Origin of the sequence: Streptomyces sp. NPDC006925 (genome assembly GCF_042869575.1) — a bacterium.
Lineage (GTDB): Bacteria > Actinomycetota > Actinomycetes > Streptomycetales > Streptomycetaceae > Streptomyces.
This window is the reverse complement of the sequence record NZ_JBIAGB010000009.1, coordinates 147845-167476: the sequence shown is the minus strand read 5'-3', so window position 1 is coordinate 167476 and position 19632 is coordinate 147845. Positions and strand designations below refer to the sequence as shown.

Genomic DNA, 19632 nt, shown 5'->3' with positions numbered 1-19632 from the left:
GCGATGAATCCATGATGGGACACGCTGGAATGGCAGCCACCGCGGTGCGCTATCTGCGCGCCGCGGGTGCACCGGCCGCCCGCGGCACCCGCGGTGCGCGCAACACCCGGCCCGGCACCGGACGGCCCGGCACGGACCGACCCGGCACGGAGCGGGCGGGCGCCGGACCGGACGCGGAGTCCGGCGCGCTCCCCAAGGCCGACCTGCGCGCCGTGCGCGAGGACGAACGCGCACCCGTCGACCCGGCCCACTTCCGGCGCGTGCTCGGCGGCTTCGCCTCGGGTGTCACCGTGGTGACCGCACCCGCTGCGGAGCACCCCGCGGAACGCACCCCGGCACGTGGATCCTCCGCGGCGGAGTCCGGCGGGGCGCCGGGGCCGGCGGGGTTCGCCTGCCAGTCCTTCGCCTCCCTGTCGCTGGAGCCGCCCCTGGTGTCGTTCATGGTGGGCCGCACCTCCACCAGCTGGCCCCGCATCGCACGGGCCGGCGTCTTCTGCGTCAACGTCCTGGCCGCCGATCAGGGCGAGCTGTGCCGTGCCTTCGCGGTGAGCGGCGCCGACAAGTTCGCCGGGGTCTCGCACCGCCCCGCGCCGGTCACGGGCTCGCCGCTGCTGGCGGGCGTGGCGGCGTGGATCGACTGCGAGATCCACACCGTGCACACCGGCGGCGACCACCTCATCGTGGTGGGCCGGGTGCGCGCGCTGGACGCGGCCGAGGACACCGGGGACCCGCTGGTCTTCCACCGCGGCCGCCTGGGCACCTTCGCACCGGCCGACGGCCGGGACTGAGCACGGCGGCCACGGCGGTCCTGACCCGCCGCCGGCCACCCGTTTCCGCCGCCGGCTCCCCGGTCACCTGGAGTGCACCGCCAGCCCGGTCCGGCCGGGGGCGAGTTCCGGGCGCAGCACGAGATCGGCGTCGTAGTCGCCGCCCGCCTCGTACCGGAAGGGCAGCGGGGCGAGCGAGTCCAGGGTGCGCAGCCGCTCTCGGAGCTCCTCCCGGCGCTCCTTGACGTCCGCCGCGGTCGCCCGGTCGGCCCCGTAGACCACGAACGGCGGGAGCGCCGACATGCCCGTGTACCAGAACGTGCCATGGTGCAGCGGGAAGAGCACGTCGTCGACGTACCCGTGGACACCGCGCGGGCCGAAACCGGAAGCACGCGCCCCGACCGACGTGACGACCATGGCGCGCTTGCCCGCCAGTCCCCCGTCCCCGTACCGGCGGATGGCGCCCTGCGCGTCCCGTACGCCGAACGCGAAGCCCTGCACCAGCACCCGGTCGAACCAGCCCTTGAGGATGGCGGGCGGCCCGAACCACCACAGCGGGAAGTGGAAGACCACGGTGTCGGCCCACGCGATCTTCTCCTGCTCGGCCCGGATGTCCGCGCTGAGCCCGCCCGTGACGTACCCGTGCTCCTGCGCCTCCCCCACCACCAGCCGTTCCCCGGCCGGTGCCCTGCCGGGGAAGTCCGCACCGTCGACGACCGGATTCCAGCCCATCGCGTACAGGTCGGACTCCCGCACCTGGTGTCCCTGTTCCCGCAGTGCGGCGACGCCGGTGTCCCGCAGCGCGGCGTTCAGGGAGCGCGCCTCGGGGTGGGCGAAGATCCACAGCGTCTTCTTCGGCGTCTTCTTCGGCGCCTTCTTCGATTTCGGCGTCGTCTTCGTCGTCTGCATGCCACCGATCCTGCGTCTCGCCGTGGGCCGGATCGAGTGGCCGGATGGACGATGAGTGCAAGATTCCGGCCACACCCGGCCCCCTCGGCAGGCACCGGCGAACAGACCTGCCGGACGCCGGACGCCCCGGCGACCCGGCAGGCCGGGCAGGCCGGGCAGGCAGGGCAGGCAGGGCAGGCAGGGCAGGCAGGGCAGGCAGGGCAGGCAGGGCAGGCCGGGTGCACGGGGAGCCGGGCGGCTCAGGTGGCCGGAGGGGCACTGTGTGCGAGGATCAGGCCATGGCCGCCTTTACCCGCCCCGGACTGCACCGGGTGGCCGTGCTGGTCAGACACGGGGTGCTGCCGATGGAGCTCGGGCTGGTGCACCAGGTGTTCGGCCGCGCCGCCACCGCCGGGGGCGAACCGCTGTACGAGGTCGTCACCTGCGCCGTCACTCCGGGAACCGTCCGTACGGACGCCGACTTCCCCATCCACGTGTCGCACGGCCCCGAAGCGCTGGCGGAGGCCGACACGGTCGTCGTCCCCGCCACCCACGAGCCGGACGAGACGGAGACCGAGGGCACCCTGCCCACACCGCTCCGCGAGGCGTTCGCGCGGGTCCGCCCCGGCACCCGGGTGGCATCCATCTGCACGGGCGCCTTCGTCCTGGCCGCCGCCGGACTGCTGGACGGCAGGCGGGCGACGACCCACTGGATGTCGACCGACAGCTTCCGCGCCCTGTATCCGGCCGTGCGGCTCGACCCGGACGTGCTCTACGTGGACGAGGGCGCCGTGCTGACCTCCGCGGGTGAGGCGGCCGGGATCGATCTGTGCCTGCACATCGTGCGGGAGGACCACGGGGCGGCCGTCGCCAACACGGTGGCGCGGCGCACCGTCGTACCACCGCACCGCGACGGCGGACAGGCCCAGTTCATCCGCCGCCCCGTCCCCGAACCCCGCCGCTCCTCCACCGGAACGGCCCGCGCCTGGGCCCTGGACCACCTGGACCGCCCGCTGACCCTCCGCGAACTCGCCGCGCGCGAATCCATGAGCGTCCGCACCTTCACCCGCCGCTTCCGCGAGGAGGTCGGCGTCACGCCGCTGCGCTGGCTGACCCAGCAGCGCATCGAACGCGCCCGCCAACTGCTGGAGGAGACGGACCTGCCCGTCGAACGGGTCGCCGAGCGCGCCGGCTTCGGCACGGCCGCCTCCCTCCGCCAGCACTTCCACGCGGCGCTGGGTGTCTCCCCGCGCGCCTACCGCCGCACGTTCCGGACGGAGACCGGTGCGGGAGCGGGCGCGGAGGGCGCTGCGGCATAGCGGACCGCGCTGCGGTATGGCGGACCGCGCGGCGGTGCGCCGAGCCCGGCGGTGGTGCAGTGTGCGGCCGTCGCGCCCGAGGGCGGGCCCCGGCCCGGCAGGCGCGCGGCTAGAACGTGAGGACCGCGCGGGCCACCCTGCCGTGGTGGGCGTCGTCGGCGGCTGCCTCGAACTCCTCGACCGGGTACGTGCGGGTGACCAGCTCGTCGAGCAGCAGCCGCCCCTGCCGGTACAGGTCCGCGTAGAGCGCGATGTCCCGGGAGGGACGGGAGGAGCCGTAGCGGCAGCCGAGGATGGACTTGTCCAGGAACAGCGCGGCCGGCAGGAAGACCGCCTCGGCACCGGTCGGGGGCATGCCCAGCAGCACGGCCTGGCCGCGGCGGCCGAGGAGGTCGACGGCCTGTCGTACGAGCGCGGTGCTGCCGACGCACTCGAAGGTGTGCTCGGCCCCCTCCGGCAGGATCTCCCTGACGGCGGCGACCGTGTCCGCGCCGCTGCCGCCCCGTGCGGCGGTCACGAAGTGGGTGGCGCCGAACTGCCGCCCCAGAGCCTCCCTGCCGGGGTCGGCGTCCACCGCGACGACGGGGGCCGCACCCGCGATCCGGGCGCCCTGCAGCACGTTGAGCCCGACACCCCCGGCGCCGAGCACCACCACGGACTCGCCCTGGCCGACCCGCGCCCGGTTGAGCACGGCGCCGACCCCGGTCAGGACGGCGCACCCGATGAGCGCCGCCGAGGTGAGCGGGACGCTGCGCGGCACCGGCGTGGCCTGGACCGCCTTGACCAGGGTGCGCTCGGCGAAGGCGGAGTTCGCGGCGAAGTTGAACAGCGGTTGGCCGCGCCGGGTGAAGGGCTGCTCGGGTCGGCCGAGGGACCGGGGGCACATGGTGGGGCGGCCCCGCGCGCACTGGGGGCAGGCGCCGCAGTTGGCGATGGTCGACAATGCCACGTGGTCACCGGGCGCCACATGTGCCACCCCGTCGCCGACCGCCTCGACCACTCCGGCGCCCTCATGTCCGAGGACGACGGGCCGGGGGAAGGGGATCGTCCCGTCGATGACGGACAGATCGCTGTGACACAGCCCGGCCGCCCGGATGCCGACCAGCACCTCGCCGGGTGCGGGCGGCCGGATCTCCAGATCGTCCACGAACCGGGCCCGCGCGCCCTCCAGGACCACGCCTCTCATGCCGCTTCCGCCTCCCTCACGACGGCCAGACGATCGACTGGAGCTCGCTGTAGGCGTGCAGCCCGAACGAGCCGCCGTCCCGCCCCACTCCGGAATCCTTGCAGCCGCCGAACGGCGTCTCGGGGTGGCGCTGGGCGGTGTTGATGCCGACGTTGCCGGAACGCAGCCGCCCCGCCAGCCGCCAGGCCCGGCCCGTGTCGCCGCTGAAGACGTAGTCGTAGAGGCCGTACGGGGTGCTGTTGGCGATCCGCACGGCCTCGTCGTCGTCCGCGAACGGGAGGACGACGACCACGGGACCGAACAGCTCCTCGCGGGCCACGGTCATCTCCGGGGTGACGCCGGTGATCAGCGTCGGCGCGACGTAGAACCCGGTGCCGGGATCCGCGGGCCGCTCGCCCCCCACCAGCACCGTGGCGCCCTGCGCGCGGGCCCCCGCGACGTACGCCTCGATCCGGTCGCGCTGGGCCGCCGAGATGACCGGGCCCAGCAGGGTTCGCTCGTCCGTGGGATCGCCGGGCGTGAGTGCGGAGGCGTACCGTGAAAGGGCAGTCACGAACTCGTCGTGGAGCGAGTCGTGTACGAGCACACGCGTCGGTGCCGTACAGATCTGGCCGCTGTGAAAGGCCCAGGTCGAGGCGACCGAGCCCAGTGCTGCTTCGCGGGCCCTGCCCACCGCGTCGTCCAGCACCAACGCCGCACCCTTTCCACCCAGTTCCATGAGGGTGCGCTTCATGCCTTGTCCCGCGGCCCCCGCGATCTGCTTTCCCACGGAGGTGGAGCCGGTAAAACTGATCATGTCGACGTCCGGGTGTGCGACCAGTGCCTCCCCCGGCCCCGGGCCCGACCCCGTGACCACGTTGAAGAGCCCGTCCGGCAGCCCCGCCTCCCGCAGCAGCGGCCCCAGCTCCAGGCAGCTGAGCGGATCCTGCGGCGCCGGCTTGCAGACCACGGCGTTGCCCACGGCCAACGCGGGCGCGACCTTGCCCGCGAGGTTGACCACAGGAAAGTTGTAGGAGGTGATGCAGCCGACCACACCGACGGGGCGGCGTACCGCCGCGGCACCGATCAGCCCTCCAGGGGCCAGCGCGCTGGCCCCCACGGGCTGCGGCGCCAGCGGAAGGACGTCCGGCTCCAACGCACCCCGCGCATAGCGTTGGAAGCGGTCGGCCGCGGTGGGCAGTTGCATTCCGCGGGCGACCTTGACGGTGGCACCGGTCTCGGCCTGGAGCAGGGGCAGCAGCGCGGACCCGTGCGCGCTGAGGACCTCGGCGATCCGCTCCAGCACCCGGGCCCGCTCCCGGGGGTCCGTGTCGGCCCACGCCTCCTGGGCGGTACGGGCTGCACGGACGGCCGCGTCGATGTCCGCGGCGCTCCCCTCGGGCGCGTGGCCGAGCAGCGCTTCGGTGGCCGGATCGGTGATCGGGTAGTGGCCCAGCGCGGGCTGGTGCCAGCCGCCGTCGATCCAGTGCCGGTACGTCCTGGGGGCCGGTCGCCGGGCTGTTGGATCTGTGCCGTCCGCGGAGGGGAAGGCGGCGGGTGCGGGGCTCGGTTCCGTGGTCACCTGTGTGCCTCCCCGGGCAGGCCCAGCACGTGCCGGGCAAGGATGTCGCGCTGGATCTCGTCCGAGCCGCCGTAGAGGGTGTCGGCACGGGTGAAGAGGAACAACCGCTGGAGGGAGTCGATTTCATAGGGCCGGTGCGGCGCCCAGTCATGCGGGCCGAGAGCAGCGGCGGCTTGACGGACCTGCATCGCCAGCTCTCCGAGGCGCTGATGCCAGCTCCCCCACAGCAACTTGGCGACGCTGGGGGCGCCCGGGATCGTGCCCGCACCGGCCGCAGGGTCCGGCCCCGCGCCCGCACCGTTTCCCGAACCCGAACCCGAACCCGGACCCGAGCGCGAGCGCAAACCCGAACCCGAACCCGAGCGCGAACCCGAACCCGAACCCGAACCCGAACCCGAACCCGAGCCCGAGCCCGAGCCCGAGCCCGAGTCGCCCAGGGTGCGCAGGGCGTTCCAGCGCATGGTCCGCAGCTCCGCCCATGCCCGCACGAGCCGGTCGCGCACCACGGGGTCGGTGTCTGCGCCGGTCTGCAGGGCGAGGCGCAGCACGCGGTCGAGCTCGGCGGCGAAGCCGATCTGCTGGGCGAGGGTGGACACTCCGCGTTCCAGGGCGAGCAGGGAGGTGGCGATGCGCCAGCCGTCGCCCTCGGCGCCCACCCGGTGCCCGGGCGCGACGCGTGCGCCGTCGAAGAAGACCTCGTTGAACTCGTCCGTGCCCGACATCTGCCGGATCGGCCGGACCTGGACGCGGCCCGGCTGGTCCATGGGCACCAGCAGGAAGGAGAGCCCCTGGCGTCCCCGCGTGCCCTGGCCGGTGCGCGCGAGGACGAAGCACCAGTCGGCCTCGCGGGCCAGCGAGGTCCAGAGCTTCTGACCGGTGACCCGGTAGCCCGCGGCGCCGCCGTCGGCGGCGGAGTCGCGTACGGCGGTGGTGCGCACGGCCGCCAGGTCGGACCCGGCGCCTGGCTCGCTGTACCCCTGGCACCACAGCTCCTCACCGCGGGCGACGGGAGGCAGGAAGCGGGCGCACTGCTCCTCGGTGCCGTGGGCCAGGAGGGTGGGCGCGAGCAGGTTCTCGCCGATGTGGCCGACCCGACCGGGTGCCCCCGCACGCGCGTACTCCTCGGCCCAGACGACCTGCTGGGTGAGAGTGGCGGCGCGGTTGCCGTGGCTGCCGCGGCTGCGGTCCCAGCCGATGCCGATCCAGCCCGCGCGGCCCAGTTCGCGCTCCCAGCGGCGGCGGACGCCGGCGGCCTCGTGGGCGCTGCCGGGCCCGCCCTGTCCGGCAGCGGCGGCGTAGTCGCCGGACAGGTGGTCGTGCAGCCATGCGCGGGACCGTGCTCGGAAGTCCTCGTCCTCGGGCGTGAAGCCGAAGTCCATGCGTCCCCCTCTCCGGGGCGGGCCGGTCCCCGGTGTGCGGGGCCGGACGTCCTCGGTCCTGGTCATGCCGGACGTCCTCAGGTCCGGGTCACGCCTGGGGCCGGTCCTTGCGGGCGGCGGCCTCGGACATCTCTTCGAGCCGCTCCAGCAGCGGCATCGGGTCCTGGCCGACGGTGCCGGGCAGCCGGTCGGCCAGTTGCCGGGGCGTCCAGGAGCCGTCGGCGTAGGCGGACCGCAGTTCGCGCGGCTGCGCCCATACCGCGATCTTGGGGCCGGCGACTGTGTAGACCTGTCCGGTGACCCCCTGCCGCCGGGCGGACTCGCTGAGGAGGTAGACGACGAGGGGGGCCACGTCCTCGGGTGCGCCGATCTCCGCCAGCTCCATGGGGACGTTGGCGGACATCCTGGTGCGGGCCACGGGCGCCACGGCGTTGGCTGTCACGCCGTACTTGTGCAGGCCGAGGGCCGCGCTGCGGACGAGCGAGATGATGCCGCCCTTGGCCGCAGCGTAGTTCGCCTGCGCGACGGAGCCCTGGTGGTTGCCGCTGGTGAAGCCGATGAGTGTGCCGCCGCGCTGGGCGCGCATGACGGCGGCGGCGGCGCGGAAGACGGTGAAGGTGCCCTTGAGGTGGGTGGCGAGCACCGTGTCCCACTCCTCCTCGCTCATGTTGAACAGCATTCGCTCGCGCAGGATTCCGGCCGCGCAGACCACTCCGTCCAGGCGGCCGTAGTGGGCGAGGGCGGTGTCCACGACGCGCTGCCCGCCGTCCATCGTGGAGATGTCGTCGGCGACAGCCACCACGCGGCCGCCCGCCTCCGTGATCTCCTGCACGACGCTCTCGGCTATCTCGCTGCGCGGTTCGGCGCCGTCGACGGAGACGCCGTGGTCGTTGACGACGACCTCGGCTCCCTCGTCCGCACACGCCTTCGCCACGGCGCGGCCGATACCGCGCCCGGCGCCGGTGACGGCGACGACCCTCCCGGTCAGGAAATCACCCACGTCCGCCCCCTCCCAATTATCTGACGACCCGTTAGATTCTTGAGCAGGCTCCGGCCGAACACAAGCCCCCGGCCCCGGGAGGACGGATGACCGCTCCGGCACACTTCCCCGCCTTCACCGAGATCGCCCGACGCGTCAACAACTGGGGGCGGTGGGGCGCCGAGGACGAGATCGGCACACTCAATCTGGTGACGGACGCGGTGGTGCGGGAGGCGGCGGCCTGCGTACGCACCGGCCGCCGCGTCCCGCTCGCCCTGCCACTCCAGCAGGACGGGGTGCAGACGGGGACGATCCCGGGCCGGGTGAACCCGCTGCACACGATGGTCGCGCTGAACCTGGAACTGTTCGGCGCCGGCGCGGTCGCCACCAGCGACGACGCGGTCACCATGGGACTCCAGGCCGGGACCCACTGGGACGGCCTCCCGCACGTCTCGCACGGCGGGCGGATCTACAACGGCCGCCCCGCCACCACGGTCACCGCGCACGGCGGCGCCGCGTTCAGCGGCATCGAGAAGTGCCGCCCCCTCGTCTCCCGCGGTGTGCTGCTCGACGTGGCGCGGGCCCGCGGCGAGGATCTCGCGGCGGGCGGGCACGCGGTGACACCCGAGGACCTGGCGGCAGCCGAGGAGTTCGGGGGCAGCCGGGTGCGGGCGGGCGACATCGTGCTCGTACGGACCGGGCAGATCCGCCGCTGCCTGGCGGGCGACCGGGAGGGCTACGCCCACCCCTCCCCCGGGCTGTCGCTGCGCACACCGGCCTGGTTCCATGAGCGCGACGTCGCCGCCGTGGCCAACGACACCCTCACGTTCGAGATCCTCCCGCCCGAGGTCGAGGGCCTCTGGCTGCCGGTCCACGCCCTGCACCTGGTGGAGATGGGCATGCTGCAGGGCCAGAACTGGAACCTGGAGGAGCTCTCCGAGGCATGCGCCGACGAGGGGCGCTACGCCTTCCTGCTGGCGGCGCAGCCCGAGCCGTTCACGGGCGGCACCGGCGCCCCGGTGGCGCCGGTAGCCGTGCTGTGACGGCGGTCGGCCGCGGGGCGCCGGGGCGGTTGCCGGGCCCGGCACAGTCGGGTGGCGGCGCTCCGGTGCGCGCCCCGAGCACGGCACGGCATGCCGCCACCCGACTCCGGCGCTCGGGGACCCGTCCTCGGACGGAGGTCGGCGCCGGAACGCGACCCGCACTCGCCGAGGAACCTCTGGTACCTCGTCGTCCCCTCACGACGAATCGCTCCACCCAAGGGTGATCAAACCGGTACGAGACGTCAACACCTGGTCTGGACTTTGGGAGTTATGCCCGTATTGCCCGGCGCGCGCTCAGCCGAACGCGCCAGCGCCCGCCCCGGCCACATTGACGCGCGCACCCACATTCACCCCGGCACGCGGCTCACCGTTCGCCCGGGCCTCCCGACGGGTGCCCGACTCCCGGCTGTTGGCCTGCACGGGGTCCACCGCCCCCAGCGGCGCGGTGTCCAGCTCGCACCAGACCCGCTTGCCGCCCGGCTCGTGCTCCCAGCCCCAGCGGTCGGCGAGACCCGAGACGAGTTCGAGGCCGCGACCGCCGGTGTCCTCCCCCTCGGCGAGGCGGCGGCGCGGCGCGCGGCTGCTCGCGTCCGCCACCTCGACCCGGACCGAGCCGGCCACCTCGTGCGCGGCCCCGGCCGGGCAGCGCCGCGGCAGCAGCATGCACAGGACGGCCGGACAGCCGGTGTGCACCACCGCGTTGGTGACGAGTTCCGAGATCAGCAGAATCAGCGTCTCGGCCAGCGGCTCATCGGCGTCCACCCCCGATCCCGCCAGCCGGGCCCGGGCCCACCTCCGGGCACGGGCCACCTCCGTCGGATCGGATCCGATCTCCAACTGCTCCAGAAGCACCTGCACCGCTCACACCATCCGAACTGGCGGACACATCGCCTCGCGTCTCCATGTAGTCACGGATTGTGACTCCAGCGAGAACAGCATGGTTGACTCGCAGTGAAGCCAACAAGCGCTTCAGGCATATTCCGGCGCAAAGGAGTAGACGCACGGCATACTGTGCGACGCCGAGCACAGGGACTCGAACGACCGCGCCCGTATCTCGTGGACACCCTTACACCCCTTGGCCGTCGGGGCCGACACCGCTCGGCGGCGCGGCCCGCGCCTTCCGCCGGCGGCCCGCGGCCGCCGTACTCGCACCCAGGGAGCGTATCCGAGTGGAATACGATCTTCCGCTCACGGTGGCCAAGAGTCACACACAAGACAGTCATAACCCTGCGTAACCACGCGCAGCGCATCTCCCGGCCGAACAGGGCATTCACCGACCCGCAGGACGCAGCAGCGCCGCGGCCAACCGCTCCTCGGAGTCCCCGGCTGCGCACCACTGCTCCGCACGCAACCAGGCGCGTTTCAGGTGCAGATGGACATCGGCCTCCCAGGTGAAGCCCGTTCCGCCGTACACCTGGAGGCAGTCGCGGGCATTGCCGACGGCGGCGGTGTCGGCGAGCAGCTTCGCCGCGCGGATCTCCTCCTCGTCCGCCGTCACGGCCGCCGCGTAGACCACACTTCTGGCCGTCTCCGAACGGACCAGCATCCCCGCGCACAAGTGCTGCACCGCCTGGAAGCTGCCGACCGGACGGCCGAACTGCTCGCGCTCCCGCGCGTACCCGACCGCCAGCTCCAGCGTGCGCCGGGCGCTGCCGAGTTGCTGCGCCGCGGCGAGCAGAGCCCCCTCCAGGAGCAGCACTCCCCCGTCGGGCGCCCCGCCCCCGGCCCGGCCCTGATCCGGCAGCGGCACCCGCACGCGGTGCAGCGGCGTCAGCGGGTCGGCCGAGCGCATCGGAACCGCGGCCAGCGCCACGGGATCCAGTACCCGGGCGGGGCGGCCCTCCTCCAGCAGCAGCACGGCGCCCGCCGACGCCAGGTGCTCGACCAGGGCGCAGTCCCCGGCACAGGCCCCGGCCAGCGCCGTCACCGGCACCGCGCCCTCCGCGGCTCCCGACACCAGGCCGGTGCTGCCCGCCAACTCCGCTGCGACCAGCGGGCCCGGCAGCAGCGCCCGGCCCGCCTCCTCGAACACCAGCACCGCCTCCGGCAGACCCGACCCGACACCTCCGGCCCGCTCCGGCACCCGGAGGCCGAACAGCCCCGCCGCGCCCAGCTCGCGCCACAGCCGGCCGCCCGGCACGAGCCGCCCCCCGGCGCGGTCAGCCCCCTCCACCCGGTCGGCCCTCTCTGTCCCGTCAGCCCCGTCCATTGCGTCAGCCCTGTCCGCTGCGTCTACTGCGGCACGCAGCGCCCCGCGCCCCAACCTCGCCGCCAGCAGGTCGCGCATGCCGCGCCGCAGCGCCTCCTGGTCCCGCGTGAGCCGGAAGTCCATCCCTGCCGTCACCGTCCTCTCGGCAGGCCGAGCACCCGCTCGGCGAGGATGTTGTGCTGGATCTGCGAGGTGCCGGCCGCGATCGTGTACGAGAGGGAGGAGAGCCGCTCCCGCGTCCACTCCTCGGCCAGATCCAGCGAAGCGGGGCCCAGCACCTCGGCCGCGGCCTCGTACAGCTCCTGCCGCGCGTGCGAGTAGCGCAGCTTGAAGACCGAACCGCCGGCTCCGGGCACTCCGCTCCCGCCCTGGCGCAGCGCGTGGGCGGCTTCGCTGACGTTCCACTGGACGAGCCGCCACAGCGCGGTGAACTCCGCGTTCAGCCTGCCCAGTCGACGCCGCAGGACCGGGTCCTCCCAACGGCCGTCGCGCCGCGCATGCCGCGCGAGCAGCCGCAGGGTGCGGCGGCAGGCGACGACCTCGCCGGCGAACGCCGTGCCCCGCTCGAAGGAGAGGGTCACCATGGTGACCCGCCAGCCGTCGTTCTCGGCGCCGACCCGGTTGCCGACCGGCACCCGCACCTCGTCCAGGAAGACCTCGGCGAACTCCTGCGACCCGGCCAGGGTGCGCAGCGGGCGTACGGTGACCCCGGGTGCGTCCATCGGCAGCGCGAGCCAGCTCAGGCCGCGGTGCCGGGGCGCCTTGGGGTCGGTGCGCACGAGCAGTTCGCACCAGTCGGCGACCTCGGCGTGCGAGGTCCAGATCTTGGCTCCGGTCACCACGTAGCTGTCGCCGCTGCGCACCGCACGGGTGCGCAACGAGGCCAGGTCGGAGCCGGCCTCCGGCTCGGAGAACCCCTGGCACCACACCTCCTCGCCGCGCAGGATCGGCGGCAGCCAGCGGGCGCGCTGCGCCGGGCCGCCCTCGGCGGCGATCGTCGGCCCGGCGTGCAGCAGGCCGACGAATCCGGCACCGACGTAGGGGGCTCCGGCCGCCTCCGTCTCCTCCAGGAAGATCAGGTGCTGGACGGGGGTGGCGCCCCGGCCGCCGGCCTCCCGCGGCCAGTGCAGTCCCGCGTATCCCGCGTCGTACAGCCTGCGCTGCCAGCCCATGTCGTAGGCCCGCCGCGCCGGCCAGTCCAGTGGGTCGGGGCGCGGCGGCAGGGTGGGCAGGACGGCGGCCAGCCAGGAGCGCAGCCGGGCCCGGAACTCCTCGTCGCCCCGCGTGTACGCCAGCTCCATCGGGTCCTCCTCGCCACGTCCGGCTTCCTCGCCACGTCCGGCTTCCTCGCCACGTCCGGCTTCCTCGGCACTCCGCGCTCTCGGCTCTCCGCGCCCCGCGCCCCGCGCCCCGCGCAGGCTCACTCCCGGGCAGCCCGCGCTCCCGGCCCGCGCTCCGGTTCGTGCGCGCCGTCCCTGCTCCCACCCGAGCGCCCGGTCCCTGCACCCGGGTCGGGCGCGCTCCGCGGCTCATTCCAGGTCGAGTTCCAGCATTCGGATGGCGTTGCCCCGCATCAGCTTGTGGACGGTCTCCTCGTCGAGGCCGTCCACGTGCTCCAGGGCGACCTGCCGGGTGTGCGGGAAGGTGGAGTCGACGTGCGGGTAGTCGGTCTCGAAGGTCGCGTTGTCCCGGCCGACCGCGTCCAGCGCGGTGACGCCGTGCTTGTCGCGGAAGAAGCAGCAGAAGATCTGTCGGTAGTAGTAGCTGGAAGGTGGTTCGGGGACGAGGTCGCGGACGCCGCCCCAGGCGCGGTGCTCTTCCCACACGTCGTCGGCGCGCTCCAGCGCGTAGGGGATCCAGCCCATCTGGCCCTCGCTGTAGGCGAGCTTCAGCCGCGGGTGCCGCACGAGTACGCCGCTGAAGAGGAAGTCCATCATCGAGGCCATGGCGTTGTTGAAGGAGAGCGACGCCTGGACGGCCGGGGGCGCGTCGGGGGAGGCGGCGGGCATCTGGGAGGAGGAGCCGATGTGCATGTTGACGACGGTTCCGGTCTCTTCGCAGACGGCGAAGAAGGGGTCCCAGTAGCCGCTGTGGATGCTGGGCAGTCCCAGGTGGGTGGGGATCTCGCTGAAGGTGACGGCGCGGACGCCGCGCTCCGCGTTGCGTCGTACCTCGGCGACGGCCAGCTCGATGTCCCACAGCGGGATCAGGCACAGCGGCACCAGCCGCCCGCCGGAGTCGCCGCACCACTCCTCGACCATCCAGTCGTTGTAGGCGCGCACGCAGGCCAGCGCCACCTCCTTGTCGTGCGCCTCGGCGAAGGTCTGACCGCAGAAGCGGGGAAAGGTGGGGAAGCACAGCGACGCCTCGACGTGGTTGAGGTCCATGTCCCTGAGGCGCTCGGCCGGGTCCCAGCAGCCGCGCCGCATCTGGTCGCGGGTGATGCCCTCCAGGGTCATCTCGTCCCGGTCGAAGCCCACGGCGGCGATGTTGCGCTTGTACGGGAACTTCAGGTCCTCGTAGACCCACCAGTCGGTGGCCGGCCCGTCGGGGTCCATCGTGATCCGGTACTTTCCGCCCACGTACTCCAGCTCACCGATGCCGGCGGTCAAGGGCTGGGGCCCCTTGTCCCGGTACTTGGCCGGCAGCCAGGTCGCGAAGAGGTGCGCGGGCTCGATCACATGGTCGTCGACGCTGACGATGCGCGGTAGTTCGGTCACGGACGTGGCCCCCTCGCCATACCGAGATCTGATGACACGTCAGAAACAGGCTGAGGACGAGGCTAGCCCCGCGCCTCTGGACCGACAAGGCGCCGCCCCTTACGCTTCCCGCACGATCTGACGGAGCGTCAGTACGATGGGGATGGGGGGCGGCATGACCGCCGGACACCAGCAATCCGAGCGGCGCGGCGGCGGCACCACGGCCCGGGGCCCCGACGACGCCGCCGTCGCCCGCACCCTCGGCAGCTCGCGCACCCTGTGGGAACTGGTCGTGCGCCGCGCCGACCTGACCCCCGGAGCACGCGCGCTGATCCAGGCGGCGGACGATCCGGCCGACGACGAGTCCCTCACCTTCGACGAACTGCGCGACCGCGCCGAACGCACCGCGGCGGGGCTCTGCGCGCGGGGCGTGCGCCCCGAGCACACCGTCGCCTGGCAGCTCCCCACCCGCATCGGGACCGTCGTGCTCTCCCTGGCCCTGGCCCGGCTCGGCGCGCGGCAGACGCCGCTCCTCCCCGGCCACGGGGAGCGCGAGGTGGGGCTCGCACTGCGCGCGACCGGCGCCGCCTGGTACATCCACCCCGGCCGCAGGCACGGCACCGACCACACCGCACCGGCCGACCGGCTCCGCGAACGGCACGGGGTCTCCCCACGCACCCTCACAGCCGCGGAGGCCCTTGCCGAGCCCGCACCCACCGCGGCGCCCCCGCCACCGCCACCGCCCGCGGACGGCACGCAGGTGCGCTGGATCTACTGGACCTCCGGCACCACCTCCGCACCGTGCGGCGTACGGCACACCGACCGGAGCCTGCTCGCCGGAGGTTCCTGCCTGGCCCACGCGCTCCGGCTGCGCCCCGACGACGTGGGCTCGATCGCCTTCCCCTACGCCCACATCGGCGGCCCGGACTACCTGGTGGTGCTGCTGCTGTACGGGATTCCCGCGGTGCTGTTCGAGAAGTTCGCGCTGCCCGGCGCGCTGGCGGGGTACCGGCGGCACGGGGTGACGACGGCGGGCGGCTCGACCGCGTTCTACTCGATGTTCCTGGCCCAGCAGCGCGCCCGGCCCGGCGAGCGGCTGCTCCCGAGCCTGCGGCTGCTCGCGGGCGGCGGCGCCCCCAAACCGGCGGAGCTCTACCACGAGGTGGTCGCGGAGCTCGGCTGCCGACTCGCGCACGGCTACGGCATGACCGAGGCGCCCATGATCACAATGGGCTGCCCCGACGACACACCGGAACAGCTCGCCACCACCGAGGGCCGCCCGCCCCCCGGGATGGAGATCCGCGTCACCGCCCCGGACGGCACCCCGCTGCCGCCGGGGAGCGAGGGGGAGGTGCGGCTGCGCGGCGAGGCGGTGTGCCGCGGCTATCTGGACCCGGAGCGGACGGCCGAAGCCTTCGACGCGGACGGCTTCCTGATCACCGGCGACCTGGGCCGCGTACTGGACAGCGGGCACCTGGTGCTCACCGGGCGCACGAAGGACATCATCATCCGCAAGGGCGAGAACATCTCGGCCAAGGAGATCGAGCACCTCCTCTACCGGCACCCCGCGGTCGCCGACGCGGCCGTGATCGGACTGCCCGACCCGGAGCGGGGGGAGCGGGTGTGCGCGGTGGTGGAGCAGCCCGCGGGAGCGGCACGGATCACGGTTTCGGAGGTGGCCGCGTATCTGCGCGAGGCGGGGCTGGCCACCTACAAGCTGCCCGAGCAGGTGGAGGTGGTGGAGGCGCTGCCGCGCAACGGGGCGCTGCGCAAAGTGCTCAAGTACCGGCTGCGGGAGCGGTTCTCGGGAGCCGCCGAGGCGGCCGGGAGCGAGGAGGAGGGATGAGGACGAGGCGCGCGGGAACGGCCTCCCGCGCACGCGGTGCCGTCACACCGCGCGACGAGGGTGTCACGCCGTGAGCGGGCCGGTGGTCGTGTGCGCTGCGGTGGCCGCGGCCAGGTCCGGGTAGCAGTCGAAGAGCCGCCGTACACCGAGCGCGGAGAGCACCCGGTTGACGTGGGAGCCGTCCTCGGCGCCACGCGCGGGCAGGATCAGCCGGAGCCGCCCCGCACAGGAGCGCATCAGCCGACGGGAGGCGATCAGGACGCCCACTCCGCTGGAATCGCAGAAAAGGACGTCGGACAGGTCGAGCACGAGGCTCCTGCGCCCTTCCGCGACGGCGTCGTGCACATGCTGCCGCACCGCGGGTGAGGTGACCAGGTCCAGTTCACCGGAGACCCGGAGCACGGCCCACCCGTCCCGCTCCTCCTCCAGCACCTTCAACGACACGCCCCGCAACCCCTTCGTCGATCGCCTACAGCAGTCGGCTGCCCTGGCCCACCCCTCCAAAACTGGTCCCGGGAAACCGACCCTATGCGTTCCCCTGTCCTTACCCGCGGGAACCTGCGGGAACTTGTGGTCACGCCCCCATAACGCCGGACCGCAGCCACCCCTCCAATCTCTCACCTTCCGCCCGAACCACGCACAGCGTGACGCAATATGCACCCTCGGCGACAGCATCGGGGCGCGCGTTGCGTCAAAAGGGGCGTGCGTTGTCGGCGGCTCGCACTACATTCGAGGGGTTGACGGGCATCACAGGAGCGGAAGGGAAACCGCCGGACGCGCCCGCTCCGGATCCGGAACGGACCCGGAGCGGAAGCGGACGGCGGGACCGGAGGACTGGGGGCCACCTTGGCGAACGACACATCACCGCGCTGGGACCGGAAGATGCAGCAACGGCTCGCGCGCGGTGAGGCCGCAGCGCTCGGCGAGCTCTACGACCGCTTCGCCTCCCTGGTGCACGGCCTCGCCCACCGCGTACTGGACGACGAAGCCGCGGCCGACAGGACGACGCGGGAGGTCTTCGCCTACATCTGGGAGCACCCGCGCGCCTTCGATCCACGCGAAGGGCCCATGCGGGCCTGGGTGGCGGCGCTGACCCAGCGGACGGCGACCGCGGCACTCCGCCGGCAGCAGCGGCGGGACGCGGACCCGGACTCCCCCGAGCAGGCCGAGCGGTTCGAGGAGCAGGTCCGGGCGGCCGCGGCCGCGGCCCGGGCCGACTACATCGTCACCTCCATGCCCTCCCCGCTGCGTGCCGCACTCGAACTGGCCTATTTCGAGCGGCACGACTACCGGCAGGCCGCGCGCACCCTCGGTGTGACCGAGGACGAGGCCCGGCGCCGGCTGCGGCTGGGCCTCCAACTCCTCTCCTCCGCCATGCCCCGGCCCGCCGTGGCGCCGCCCGGCACGGGGCACCGGCCGTGAGCCGGCCACCGGCCCGACCGGGCCCGGAACAGCCTGCCGGGCCGGAGCCGAGCGGGCGAGCGCCCGCGGGCACCGCCGACACCCCGCCCGGCCCGCAGGAGCACCGGGTGCTCACCTCGCTGCTCGGGGCCTGGGCGCTGGCGGCCTGCTCAGCGGCGGAGACGGCCGCCGTCGAAGCGCATCTGACCGACTGCGCGCCTTGCGCCGAGGAGGCGTTGCGGCTGCGGGACGCGGTCGGCCTGCTGCACTCCGAGGACAGCCTCGATCTGGATCCGATGCTGCGCTCCCGTGTCCTGGAGGGCTGCCTCGACCGCCGCCCGGCCCGTATACCGACGCCCGCCTGGGCGGCTCCGTACGACGCCGAGACGGCCCGGCTGGACGCGCTGCTGCGCGACATGGCCGAGGCGGAGTGGCGTGCTCCGGTGCGGCTGCGCTGGTTCGACGGTGAGCGGCAGGCCGCACGGGAGACGACCGTGGCCGGTGTCCTGGGCCATCTGCTCGCGGTGGACGGGCTGGTCGCGACCGGCATCGGGCTGCCCGACCCGCTGCCCTCCGGTGCCCTGCCCATCGGTCCGGGCGCCGGACCGCAGACCCGCACGGAGGTCTACTGGGCGCTTGACGATGCCGGACACCGCGCCCAGGCGGCCCGCGAGCGCTGGCGCGAGCAGAGCCACGCGCTGATCCGCGACGTGTCCTTCCTCGCCGCCGAGGACGCCGGCTCCAACGGCGAACATCCCGCCGCACCGGACCGGCGCGTGGACTACGGCGGCTTCTCGCTCCCGCTCCGGGACGCCTTCCTGGACCGGGCCTTCGAGTGCTGGCTGCACGCCGGGGACGTCGCACAGGCCGTCGACTACCCGTACGACCCGCCCGGCCCCGCGCATCTGAACCAGCTCGTCGACCTCGCGGCGCGGCAGTTGCCCGGCGCCATCGCGGCCCGTCGGCGCAGCGGCCTCGCGCCACCGGTGCGCGGTCTGGCCGCCGCCGGAGCACCGGGGCGCACGCTGCATCTGGAGGTCGAGGGCAGCGGGGGCGGCGACTGGTACATCCCGCTGGACTCCCCCGGCACCCGCGCCTCGCCCGAACGCACCGTCGCCCACATCGCGCTGGACGACCTGGAGTTCTGCCAGCTTGCCGCGGGCCACGTCCCGCCACTGGACGCCGCCGCGGGCCAGGACGGCGACCCGCAGGCCATCCAGGACGTCCTCTACGCCACCGCCTCGCTCTCCCGCCTCTGAGCGGCCCCGGACCCGGACCCGGGCAGCCGCCGGACGCGGTCCCGGGTCAGGCCGTCGGGGCGTCGGATCGCCAAGATCGCCAGGTCGTCAGGTCGTCAGGTGAAGACGACGGTGCGGTGGCCGTTCAGCAGCACGCGGTGCTCGCTGTGCCACTTCACCGCGCGGGCCAGCGCCTGGCACTCCACGTCCCGCCCCACGGCGACCAGCTGCTCGGGGGTGACGTCGTGGCTGACCCGCTCGACCTCCTGCTCGATGATCGGGCCCTCGTCGAGGTCCGCGGTCACGTAGTGCGCGGTGGCGCCGATGAGTTTGACGCCGCGGGCGTGCGCCTGGTGGTAGGGCTTGGCGCCCTTGAAGCTCGGCAGGAACGAGTGGTGGATGTTGATGATCCGTCCGGACAGCCGCTTGCACAGGTTGTCGGAGAGGACCTGCATGTAGCGCGCGAGGACGACGAGCTCGACCCGCTCCTCCTCGACGAGTTCCAGCAGCCGCTCCTCGGCCGCCTCCTTGGTGTCCTTCGTCACGGGAATGTGGTGGAAGGGAATGTCGTAGGAGGCGACGAGCTCGGCGAAGTCGGTGTGGTTGGAGACCACCGCGGCGATCTCGACCGGGAGCGCGCCGATCCGCGAGCGGAAGAGCAGGTCGTTGAGGCAGTGCCCGAACCTGCTCACCATCAGGACGACCCGCATCCGTTCCTCGGCCCGGTGGATCTGCCAGTCCATCCGGAAGGAGTCGCCGACGGCGGAGAAGCTGGCGCGCAGTTTCTCCACGGTGGTGTTGCCGGTGAAGTGGACGCGCATGAAGAAGAGCCCGGTGTCGCGGTCCCCGAACTGCTGGCTGTCCTCGATGTTGCAGCCGGTCATGAACAGGTAGCTGGAGACGGCGTGCACGATGCCCTGGTTGTCCGGGCACGAGAGGGTGAGGAGGAACTGGCCCGGCTGCCCGCCCTCGGCGGCTGCGGTGCCTCCGGCGGCTGCGGCGGAACGGTCGGGAGCGGGGTGCGACTGGCTCATGGCCCCAAGATTGGCACATCGCAGACGTGCCCCCGCACCCGGTGCGTGCGGCCGGTGCGTCCGGTCACACCCGTCCCGTGGAT

General features: G+C 73.6%; 17 protein-coding genes. 6 read left to right on the top strand and 11 right to left on the bottom strand.

The window, feature by feature from the left end:
* Positions 1–29 precede the first annotated feature (29 nt).
* Positions 30–788 (top strand): flavin reductase family protein, encoded by a 759-nt coding sequence (locus ACFYNS_RS15315; protein ID WP_360294141.1) that lies wholly within the window; start codon positions 30–32, stop codon positions 786–788.
* Positions 789–851: 63 nt separating this feature from the next.
* Here ACFYNS_RS15315 and ACFYNS_RS15310 read toward each other — a convergent pair whose 3' ends face one another.
* Complete coding sequence (locus ACFYNS_RS15310) at positions 852–1676, bottom strand: NAD(P)H-dependent oxidoreductase (RefSeq protein ID WP_388603166.1); 825 nt, start codon at positions 1674–1676, stop codon at positions 852–854.
* A gap of 278 nt (positions 1677–1954) precedes the next feature.
* On the opposite strand from ACFYNS_RS15310, the gene ACFYNS_RS15305 reads away from it, so the two are divergent.
* Positions 1955–2974: a helix-turn-helix domain-containing protein gene (locus ACFYNS_RS15305; RefSeq protein WP_360294137.1), complete on the top strand. Its 1020-nt coding sequence runs from the start codon at positions 1955–1957 to the stop codon at positions 2972–2974.
* Between the two features lie 109 nt (positions 2975–3083).
* On the opposite strand, the gene ACFYNS_RS15300 is transcribed toward ACFYNS_RS15305, so the two are convergent.
* The 4 genes from ACFYNS_RS15300 to ACFYNS_RS15285 all read right to left on the bottom strand — a co-directional run bounded on the left by ACFYNS_RS15300 (position 3084) and on the right by ACFYNS_RS15285 (position 8100).
* Positions 3084–4160, bottom strand: a complete 1077-nt coding sequence (locus tag ACFYNS_RS15300; protein WP_388603163.1) for an alcohol dehydrogenase catalytic domain-containing protein — start codon at positions 4158–4160, stop codon at positions 3084–3086.
* A gap of 16 nt (positions 4161–4176) precedes the next feature.
* Positions 4177–5721 (bottom strand): aldehyde dehydrogenase family protein, encoded by a 1545-nt coding sequence (locus ACFYNS_RS15295; protein WP_388603161.1) that lies wholly within the window; start codon positions 5719–5721, stop codon positions 4177–4179.
* Positions 5718–7100 carry an acyl-CoA dehydrogenase family protein gene (locus ACFYNS_RS15290; RefSeq protein WP_388603274.1) on the bottom strand — a complete coding sequence of 461 codons (1383 nt, stop codon included), beginning with the start codon at positions 7098–7100 and terminating at the stop codon, positions 5718–5720. The genes ACFYNS_RS15295 and ACFYNS_RS15290 overlap by 4 nt, the downstream gene beginning before the upstream one ends.
* A gap of 88 nt (positions 7101–7188) precedes the next feature.
* Entirely contained in the window at positions 7189–8100 is a 912-nt protein-coding gene (locus ACFYNS_RS15285; RefSeq protein ID WP_388603158.1) for an SDR family oxidoreductase, read from the bottom strand.
* A gap of 86 nt (positions 8101–8186) precedes the next feature.
* On the opposite strand from ACFYNS_RS15285, the gene ACFYNS_RS15280 reads away from it, so the two are divergent.
* Complete coding sequence (locus tag ACFYNS_RS15280; RefSeq protein ID WP_388603156.1) at positions 8187–9122, top strand: cyclase family protein; 936 nt, start codon at positions 8187–8189, stop codon at positions 9120–9122.
* A gap of 294 nt (positions 9123–9416) precedes the next feature.
* On the opposite strand, the gene ACFYNS_RS15275 is transcribed toward ACFYNS_RS15280, so the two are convergent.
* From ACFYNS_RS15275 to ACFYNS_RS15260, 4 genes are all read right to left on the bottom strand, one after another.
* On the bottom strand, positions 9417–9980 hold the full coding sequence (locus tag ACFYNS_RS15275) for an ATP-binding protein (RefSeq protein WP_360294122.1): 564 nt from the start codon (positions 9978–9980) through the stop codon (positions 9417–9419).
* Positions 9981–10392: 412 nt separating this feature from the next.
* Positions 10393–11454 (bottom strand): acyl-CoA dehydrogenase, encoded by a 1062-nt coding sequence (locus ACFYNS_RS15270; RefSeq protein WP_360294119.1) that lies wholly within the window; start codon positions 11452–11454, stop codon positions 10393–10395.
* Positions 11455–11462: 8 nt separating this feature from the next.
* Positions 11463–12632, bottom strand: a complete 1170-nt coding sequence (locus tag ACFYNS_RS15265; RefSeq protein WP_360294116.1) for an acyl-CoA dehydrogenase family protein — start codon at positions 12630–12632, stop codon at positions 11463–11465.
* A gap of 228 nt (positions 12633–12860) precedes the next feature.
* Positions 12861–14051 (bottom strand): amidohydrolase family protein, encoded by a 1191-nt coding sequence (locus ACFYNS_RS15260; RefSeq protein WP_360294114.1) that lies wholly within the window; start codon positions 14049–14051, stop codon positions 12861–12863.
* A 154-nt stretch (positions 14052–14205) separates the two neighbouring features.
* Between ACFYNS_RS15260 and ACFYNS_RS15255 the strand changes: the two genes are divergently transcribed.
* Entirely contained in the window at positions 14206–15876 is a 1671-nt protein-coding gene (locus ACFYNS_RS15255; RefSeq protein ID WP_388603153.1) for a class I adenylate-forming enzyme family protein, read from the top strand.
* Positions 15877–15939: 63 nt separating this feature from the next.
* Here ACFYNS_RS15255 and ACFYNS_RS15250 read toward each other — a convergent pair whose 3' ends face one another.
* Positions 15940–16320 (bottom strand): STAS domain-containing protein, encoded by a 381-nt coding sequence (locus tag ACFYNS_RS15250; protein ID WP_360294108.1) that lies wholly within the window; start codon positions 16318–16320, stop codon positions 15940–15942.
* Between the two features lie 402 nt (positions 16321–16722).
* Here ACFYNS_RS15250 and ACFYNS_RS15245 point away from each other — a divergent pair, with 402 nt between their 5' ends.
* Positions 16723–17298 carry a sigma-70 family RNA polymerase sigma factor gene (locus tag ACFYNS_RS15245; protein WP_360294105.1) on the top strand — a complete coding sequence of 192 codons (576 nt, stop codon included), beginning with the start codon at positions 16723–16725 and terminating at the stop codon, positions 17296–17298.
* A gap of 107 nt (positions 17299–17405) precedes the next feature.
* Positions 17406–18536 (top strand): zf-HC2 domain-containing protein, encoded by a 1131-nt coding sequence (locus ACFYNS_RS15240; RefSeq protein WP_388603150.1) that lies wholly within the window; start codon positions 17406–17408, stop codon positions 18534–18536.
* A 95-nt stretch (positions 18537–18631) separates the two neighbouring features.
* Here the strand turns inward: ACFYNS_RS15240 and purU are convergent, their stop codons facing one another.
* On the bottom strand, positions 18632–19549 hold the full coding sequence (gene purU, locus ACFYNS_RS15235; RefSeq protein WP_360294101.1) for a formyltetrahydrofolate deformylase: 918 nt from the start codon (positions 19547–19549) through the stop codon (positions 18632–18634).
* Between the last annotated feature and the right edge of the window lie 83 nt (positions 19550–19632).